This window comes from Streptomyces sp. Tue6028 (assembly GCF_002300165.1).
Lineage (GTDB): Bacteria > Actinomycetota > Actinomycetes > Streptomycetales > Streptomycetaceae > Streptomyces > Streptomyces siamensis.
Window position 1 is genome coordinate 243100 of the sequence record NZ_MLCE01000036.1, and the last position, 7177, is coordinate 250276.

Below are 7177 nucleotides of genomic sequence, written 5' to 3' on the forward strand. Positions count from 1 at the left end.
TCAGGGACGGCCGCCGACCGGCGGCGAGCAGTCGAGAAGGGCCCGGCGTGAGCACGGCGGCTTCTGGTGCCGTGACCGGCACCAGAAGCCGCACCCTGCACAGGCAAGGAGACCCGGGCGGGCCGTCAGCCCACCGTCCACTTCTGGTTGGCTGCGCCGGAACACGTCCAGATCTGCAGCCGGGTCCCGTTGGCGGAGTTGTTGTCCTTGACGTCCAGGCACTTGTCGGCCTGCGGGTTCACGATGTCGTGAGCCCCGGTGACGGTCCACTTCTGGTTGGGGCCGCCGGTGCAGTCCCACAGCTGGACCGTCGTCCCGTCCGCGGTGCCGTTGCCGGTGGCGTCCAGGCACTTGCCCAGTGCGCGCAGGGTGCCGTCCGAGGAGACCGTCCACTTCTGGGCGGCGGTGCCATTGCAGTCGTAGAGCTGGACGGCGGTGCCGTTGGCGGAGTTCGCCCCGGCGACGTCCACGCACTTGCCCGCGAGGCCCCTGATCGGAGCGCCGGTGCCGCCGCCCGAACTGTCGCTGGTGGTCACCTTCACTTCGTCCACGACGAGTTGCTGCGGGAAGGCGGTGGAGCCGTCCGGATCGCCGGGCCAGTAGCCGCCGACGGCCAGATTGAGGATCAGGAAGAACGGCTTGTCGAACACCCAGGTCCGGCCGCCCAGGTCGGCGGGGGTCCGGCGCTGGTAGACCGTGCCGTCGACCGACCAGGTGATCGAGTCCGGCGCCCAGTCGACGGCGAACGTGTGGAAGGCGTCCGCGAAGGCCTGGCCGTTCGGCAGGGAGTAGCCCGCGCCGATGCCGCCGGAACCGGAGTAGCCGGGACCGTGGATGGTGCCGTGCACGGTCGACGGTTCGAAGCCGACGTTCTCCATGACGTCGATCTCGCCGGAGGCGGGCCAGCCCGCCTGTCCGATGTCGTTGCCGAGCATCCAGAACGCGGGCCACATGCCCTGCCCGCGCGGGATCTTCATCCGGGCCTCGACGTGGCCGTACGTCGTGGTGAACTTCCCGGAGGTGTTGAGACGTGCCGAGGTGTACTGACAAGTGCCGTACCAGCACTGGTAGTTGCTCGGGTTCTCCTTGCGGGCGGTGATCACCAGATGGCCCTGGCCGTCCAGTGCCGCGTTCTTGTTCCCGGACGTGTAGTACTGCCGCTCGTGGTTGTTGACGTTGTCGCCGGTCTCGATCTGCCACTTGGAGGAGTCGACGGCCGAACCGGCGGGGCCGTCGAAGGTGTCCTGGAACGTCACCGCCGCAGCGGCCGCCGCCGGGGCGGCGGTGGGGTCCGCCGCCGCGGAGGCGCCGACGGCGGCGGACGCGACGAGCACGCCCGACAGGGCGGCGAGGAGACATCTGCGGAGCAGGCGCGGGGAGTCCATGACTCTCCCTTCCGTACGGCGACCCGCGTGACGGGTGGGCCGACTGGGGTGGGGGGTGCATGCTTCGCCTCTTGATTTAAGAAGTGAGGTAAGGACGTGTCAAGACTCTGGTCCGGACCAATAGTCGGGGGGTCGGTTTCTCAGGCGCGACGGCGCTTGGGGTGCACCGCCCGTCCGAGCCGGCGCCCGAGCAGCAGGTAACCCACCAGCGCGCCCGAGGTGTTGAGGATGACGTCGTCGATGTCGAAGGCGCGTCCCGTGACGAACGCTCCCTGGGCCAGTTCGACCAGGAGCATGACGAGCGCGGTGAGCACCAGTACGCGCAGGAATCCCCGCGTCTTCGGCGCCAGCGTCGGCATCAGGATGCCGAACGGCACTCCGAGCAGCAGGTTTCCGCCGACCTGCTTCACGGCGTCGCGGAACTCCGGCTGGGAGAGGTAGGCGTGCAGGGAGCGGCCCGGGTGGAGGTTGCTGTGGACCAGCGCCTCCGAGGCCGGGGAGGGCTCCAGGGTCAGCCGGGCGAGCACGGCGGCGAAGGCCACCATGGCCGCGAACGCCAGCAGCATGACCAGCAGGCGCACGGGCAGGGGCAGTACCTTCGCGTCCCGCGCCGGCGCCGGTGTGCGGCCACCTGATGCCGAACTCGGTTTCTTGGGCGCGGACTTGCGCCCCCACATCCAGGAATTGGCCTTCTCTCCGGACCGGGCGGACCTCGATGTCCGGCCGGACTTGGCGTCTCCGGTCCTGGACGCCTTCCCGCGCCCGGTCTTGGACGCCGCCCTTCCCCCGCCGGACTTCGCCGTCTTCCCTCCGCCGGACTTCGCCGACTTCTCCCTGCCGGACTTCGCCGACGTCTTCCCGTCCGATTTCGCCGTCGTCTTCCCGCGTGCGGTGCCGGACGCCGACGCCGCCGCTCGCCTGCCGGACCTGACGGCACTGGTCAGAAATGCCGCACGGACCATGCGATCCTCCCGTTTTCAACTGCCCTCTGGGTAATCGCGGTTACCCACGATCCCGGCGACGATGCCGGGTCGCGGGGAGCGTTGTGCGGACGGTCGGGCCCTGAGAGCGCGTCGGTGCGCCGACCCGCACGAGACCGGTTTCCTTCCGCGTTCCCGGGGCACTTCGGGCGTCGGCCCTTCGCGCGCCACCGCCGCTCGGAGGGGTCGCGATGCTTGGATGTCGCAGCGGACATGTCCACCCAAAAAGGCGATCGAGGGAGTGCGGAGGTGAGCTGTGACGCCGTGTACGGCGCTTCGTGGCGCGCTCGAAGTCGTGGCCTGGTGGGCCGTGCTCTTCCTGCTGTGGCTGGTCCTCATCGGCACGGTGGACACCCTCGAACTGGTCGTGGGAGCGGCCGCGGCCCTCGTCTGCGCGGTCGCGGCCCGGGGAGCGCGCCGGGCGGTGGGCGGCCGGTGAACGGCTGGACGGCCACGGCGACGGCCGTGCTCGCCCTGGGCGGCGGAGCCACGGTGTGGGGTGTCGCCACGGGCCCGCTCGGCCGCCGGGTCGTGGCACAGAACCTGTCCACGTCGCTGGCCTGCCCCGTCCTTCTCCTCCTCGCCCAGGGGTACGGCAGGCCGTCGTACGTGGATCTCGCCCTGGTCCTCGCCCTTCTCGGCCCCGTCGGCACCCTCGTGTTCGCCCGGCTGCTCGCCGAGGACCTGGAAGGGGATCCGCCCGGCGCCCGGGCGGCGACGTACGCGGTCGCGGTGTTCGGGGCCACCGTCGTGATCGTCCTGTGCGCGGTCGCCGGCCCCGGCAGGGCGATGGTGAAGCTCCTGGTGACCGGCGCCCTGCTGGTCGCCGGGAACCTCGTCGCCTCCCGAGCCCTGGCCGGCGGATTCTCCGGGAGCCGTCATGGATGACCCGCTGATCGTGGTGGCTCTGCTGCTGGTCGCCGCCTGCGCCACCGCGGCCGTCGCCGTGCGCGATCCCGAGCGCCAGGCCCTCGTCCTCGCGGTGCTCGGTACGGCCCTCGCCGTCCTGTTCACCGTGCTCCAGGCGCCCGACGTGGGTCTCTCACAGCTCGCCGTGGGTTCCGCGCTGACACCGCTGCTGCTGATGCTGTCGGTGCGCAAGGTCCGACGGCGTGAGCGCGGCAAGGGGAGGACACGGTGACGCGACGCGTACGGCGGTGGGTCCTGGCCGTCGGCGGCGCGGGTCTGGCGGCGCTCCTCGTCGCCGCCTGCCCGGCGCTGCCGCCCTTCGGCGGCGCCACGCACCCCTACGGCGACCGGGTGGTCCACGAGTCGCTGGCCCGGCAGACCGCCAACACCATCGCGTCCGTCAACTTCGACCAGCGCGCCTTCGACACCCTCGGCGAACTGGGCATCCTGTTCGCCAGCGTGATCGGCACGGTCGTCCTGCTGCGCCAGACCCGCGACGAGCGGCGCGCCGCACCGGAACCCGCCGCGGTGTCCCTCCCCGTACGGCGGTACGCCCTGATCGTGCTGCCCGTCGCGCTGCTCACCGGCCTGTACGTCGTCGCGCACGGACAACTCAGTCCCGGCGGCGGCTTCCAGGGCGGGGTGGTGGCCGCGACCGCGCTGCATCTGCTGTACCTCGGGGCCGACTACCGCGCCCTGGAGAACGTCCGCCCGATCGGTCTCTACGAGGTCGGCGACGCGCTCGCCGCCTCCGGCTACCTCGTCACGGGCTTCGCGGGGCTGCTCGGCGGGACGGCGTTCCTCGCCAACACCCTCCTGCCGTACGGCACGTTCAACACCCTGGCGTCCGGCGGGACCGTCCCCCTCCTGAACGCGGCCATCGGCATGGAGGTCGCCTGCGCGGTCGTCGTGCTGCTCGCCCGCTTCCTGGACCAGGCCGTGGAGATCGAGAAGGAGAGCGGTTCGTGATGTCCGTACTGCCGTACCTCGTCGCCGTGTGGATCTTCCTGACCGGCTGCTACGGGATCGTCACCAGCCGGAACCTCATCCACGCCGTGGGCTGCCTCGCCGTCTGCCAGTCCGCCACGTACGTCCTGCTGCTCGCCGTCGGCTATCGCGACGGCGGCACCGCGCCCGTCTTCTCCGACGTCGAACCCGGGTCGCGCCCCGTCGTCGACCCGGTGGTGCAGGCCCTCGCCCTGACCGACGTCGTCGTCGGTGCGACCGTCACCGCGCTGCTGCTGGCCCTCGTCATCCAGGTCTCCAAACGCCACGGCACCGTCGACCCCGACGAGCTGTCGGAGCTGCGCGGCTGATGAACCACCTGCTTCCCCTGCTCGTCGCGGCACCGCTGCTCGGAGCCGCCCTGCTGGTCGCGGGCGGCCGCCGGCTGCCGCGCGCCGTCGCCGAACCGGTGGGCTGCGTCGTCTCCGCGGGCACGGCGGCCCTCGCGATCGTCCTGCTGCTCAACTCCTCGCCCCCGCTGGTCGAATGGGTGGGCGGCTGGGCACCGAAGGACGGCGAGAGCGTCGGCATCGTCCTCGTCGGGGACGGACCGGGGCTGGGCATGGCCGCGCTCGCCTCCCTGCTGACCCTGGCGGCACTGGTGTACTCCTGGCGCTACTTCGACGAACCGCCGCGCCGCCACGCGGGATCCTTCCCCGCGCTGATGCTGCTGTTCCAGACCGGTATGTGCGGCTTCGCCGTCGCGGGAGACCTCTTCGACGCGTTCGTCTTCTTCGAGCTGATGAGCGTCGTGGCCTACGCGCTCACCGGACATCGCGTCGAGGAGGCGAAGGCCGTGCAGGGCGCGCTGACCTTCGGGGTGGTCAACTCCCTGGGCGCGTACGCCATGCTGCTCGGCATCGCCCTGCTCTACGCGCGCACGGGCGAGCTGGCCATGGTCAAGATCGGCAGGGGGCTCGACGCGCACGGAGGGCCGGACGCCCTCACCCTGGCCGCCTTCGTGCTCGTCCTGACCGGACTGCTGGTCAAGGCCGCGGCCGTGCCGTTCCACTTCTGGCTGCCGGACGCGCACGCCGTGGCACCCACGCCCGTGTGCATGCTGCTGTCCGGGGTGCTGGTGGAAATGGGCGCGTACGGCGTGTGGCGGGTGTACGGCACGGTGTTCGACGGACCCGGCGGGATCCCGGCGGCCGACGTGGAACGCGCGCTGGTCGTCCTCGGCGTGCTCACGGGGCTGGTCGGCGCCGTCATGTGCTGGTACCAGCGGCACATCAAACGACTGCTGGCCTACTCGACCGTCGCCCACATGGGGCTCTTCGTGATCGGCATCGGTTCGCTCACCCCCGAGGCCGACGACGGGACCGCGCTGTACATCCTGGGACACGCCGGCGTGAAGGCCGCCCTCTTCGCCTGCACGGGCATCCTGCTCGACCGGTACGGCAGCGTCGACGAGCACGCGCTGTACGGCCGTGCCCGGTCGTTGCGCGGGGTCGCCGTGCTGTTCGTCCTCGGCGCGCTCGGCCTCGCCGGACTGCCGCCCTTCGGCACCGGGCTGGGCAAGGCGGTCACGGAAGAGGCGGTCGGCGGCCCGCTGTCCGTGGTGTTCGTCGTCGTGTCGGCCGTGACCGCGGGCGCCGTGCTGCGGGTCGCCGCGCATGTGTTCCTCGGAGCCGGTCCCGAACCGCGCGACGTGTCCGCGTACGAGACCACCGGCATCCGTGAGGAGCCGGAGACCCGGCACCGGCTGAGCCGGGTACCGGACACGATGACCGTGGTTCCCGCTCTGCTGCTGGCCGGGTCCCTCGCCGTCGGCGCGGTGCCGGGCGTCGCGCGCCTGGTGGGGCACGCGGTGAGCGAGGCGGGGTCCGGCGGGGCGTTCACCTCGCCCCACTGGACACCCGCCGGTGTGCTCCTCGGACTGCTCTCGACCGTGCTGGCGCTGGGCCTGGCCGCGCTCGCCGTGTCCCGTCCGGAGCCGTTCGGCGAGCAGCCGTGGACCGAGCCGCTGCGGCGCCTGCAGTCGGGCCACATCGGTGACTACGTGGCCTGGACGCTGGCGGGCGCGACCCTGCTCGGCGCACTGGCGCTGCCGGGCATCCTGTCCTAGGGGGTGTCGTCCGACCAGGTCGGATCGGACCGCGGCGTCGCCGGCCGTCGGGAGGGCCGGTTCACGCGCCGTAGGTGACCGTCACCTCCTGGAAGCCCAGGGAGCGCAGCAGGCCCTGGAGCATGCCGGTGGTGTTCTCCTCGGCGCGCGCGGTGAGGCGGGAGTCCTTCGCGGCCTCGCCGATGTGCTTGGCCGCGAGCCGCTGGACCGCCCGCTCGTCGTTCGGGTTGTCCGAGAAGACGTCGCCGAGCCGGTCGAGGAGGCCACGCTGCTTGGAGACGGCGTACGAGTGGTCGGGGTCGAGCGCGGGCTTGCCCAGCGCCGCGTGCGGAAGCCGGAGCGTGGCCGACGTACGGTCCTTGTCGACCGTCACGTCCTTCTCGCCGAGCTTGCCGAGGTCGACGTACGCGTCGACCGTGCCGGCGCCCACGTACAGCGTGCGGGTGCCGCGGATCGCGTCGGGCAGGTACTTGGCGTCCTTCTCCAGGTCCACGACCACCTGGAAGTTGCCCGACGCGGCGTCGTAGCGGCTGATGTCCTGGATCGACTTGAGCAGCGCGGGACCCGACCGGTCGTGGGTCTCGGTGCCGAACACGTCGTGCAGCCCCGGCAGAAGGGCCAGCCGCACCCCGGCGAACAGCACCACGAGCACCAGCACGAAGGCGCTGACCACCTTCGCCCAACCGGGCATGCGTTTGATGGACGTCGTCATGTCGACGGTCCTCCTTTCAACGACCCGGGTACCCCCCAACTGCCCTGACAGGCCCGCCTGTCGGGCCGGTCACCGGCGCCGCCGGGGTTCGCCGTACGCCGCGCACGCACGGTGTCCG

General features: G+C 71.7%; 10 protein-coding genes. 7 read left to right on the forward strand and 3 right to left on the reverse strand.

Annotated elements, in window-relative coordinates; all coding sequences use genetic code 11:
* Positions 1-125: 125 nt before the first annotated feature.
* A complete protein-coding gene (locus BKI49_RS33865) occupies positions 126-1385 on the reverse strand; it encodes an RICIN domain-containing protein (RefSeq protein WP_095938124.1) in 1260 nt (419 codons plus the stop codon).
* A gap of 140 nt (positions 1386-1525) precedes the next feature.
* On the reverse strand, positions 1526-1978 hold the full coding sequence (locus BKI49_RS33870) for a VanZ family protein (RefSeq protein WP_028798656.1): 453 nt from the start codon (positions 1976-1978) through the stop codon (positions 1526-1528).
* On the opposite strand from BKI49_RS33870, the gene BKI49_RS36225 reads away from it, so the two are divergent.
* From BKI49_RS36225 to BKI49_RS33905, 7 genes are all read left to right on the forward strand, one after another.
* The gene (locus tag BKI49_RS36225; RefSeq protein ID WP_306453586.1) at positions 1929-2381 is read left to right on the forward strand and encodes a hypothetical protein; all 453 of its coding nucleotides are present in this window, start codon (positions 1929-1931) and stop codon (positions 2379-2381) included. The genes BKI49_RS33870 and BKI49_RS36225 overlap by 50 nt on opposite strands.
* A 240-nt stretch (positions 2382-2621) precedes the next feature.
* Positions 2622-2804, forward strand: coding sequence for a hypothetical protein (locus BKI49_RS33880; protein WP_095938127.1), 183 nt, complete (start codon positions 2622-2624; stop codon positions 2802-2804).
* On the forward strand, positions 2801-3253 hold the full coding sequence (locus BKI49_RS33885; RefSeq protein ID WP_095938128.1) for a monovalent cation/H+ antiporter complex subunit F: 453 nt from the start codon (positions 2801-2803) through the stop codon (positions 3251-3253). Before BKI49_RS33880 ends, BKI49_RS33885 begins: the two co-directional genes overlap by 4 nt.
* Complete coding sequence (locus BKI49_RS33890) at positions 3246-3506, forward strand: Na(+)/H(+) antiporter subunit B (protein ID WP_095938129.1); 261 nt, start codon at positions 3246-3248, stop codon at positions 3504-3506. The genes BKI49_RS33885 and BKI49_RS33890 overlap by 8 nt, the downstream gene beginning before the upstream one ends.
* On the forward strand, positions 3503-4243 hold the full coding sequence (locus BKI49_RS33895) for an MnhB domain-containing protein (protein WP_095938130.1): 741 nt from the start codon (positions 3503-3505) through the stop codon (positions 4241-4243). The genes BKI49_RS33890 and BKI49_RS33895 overlap by 4 nt, the downstream gene beginning before the upstream one ends.
* Positions 4243-4590, forward strand: a complete 348-nt coding sequence (locus tag BKI49_RS33900; protein WP_095938131.1) for a sodium:proton antiporter — start codon at positions 4243-4245, stop codon at positions 4588-4590. Before BKI49_RS33895 ends, BKI49_RS33900 begins: the two co-directional genes overlap by 1 nt.
* Positions 4590-6347, forward strand: a complete 1758-nt coding sequence (locus BKI49_RS33905; protein ID WP_095938132.1) for a complex I subunit 5 family protein — start codon at positions 4590-4592, stop codon at positions 6345-6347. The genes BKI49_RS33900 and BKI49_RS33905 overlap by 1 nt, the downstream gene beginning before the upstream one ends.
* A 61-nt stretch (positions 6348-6408) precedes the next feature.
* Here the strand turns inward: BKI49_RS33905 and BKI49_RS33910 are convergent, their stop codons facing one another.
* Positions 6409-7059: a DUF4230 domain-containing protein gene (locus BKI49_RS33910; RefSeq protein WP_095938133.1), complete on the reverse strand. Its 651-nt coding sequence runs from the start codon at positions 7057-7059 to the stop codon at positions 6409-6411.
* Positions 7060-7177: the final 118 nt, after the last annotated feature.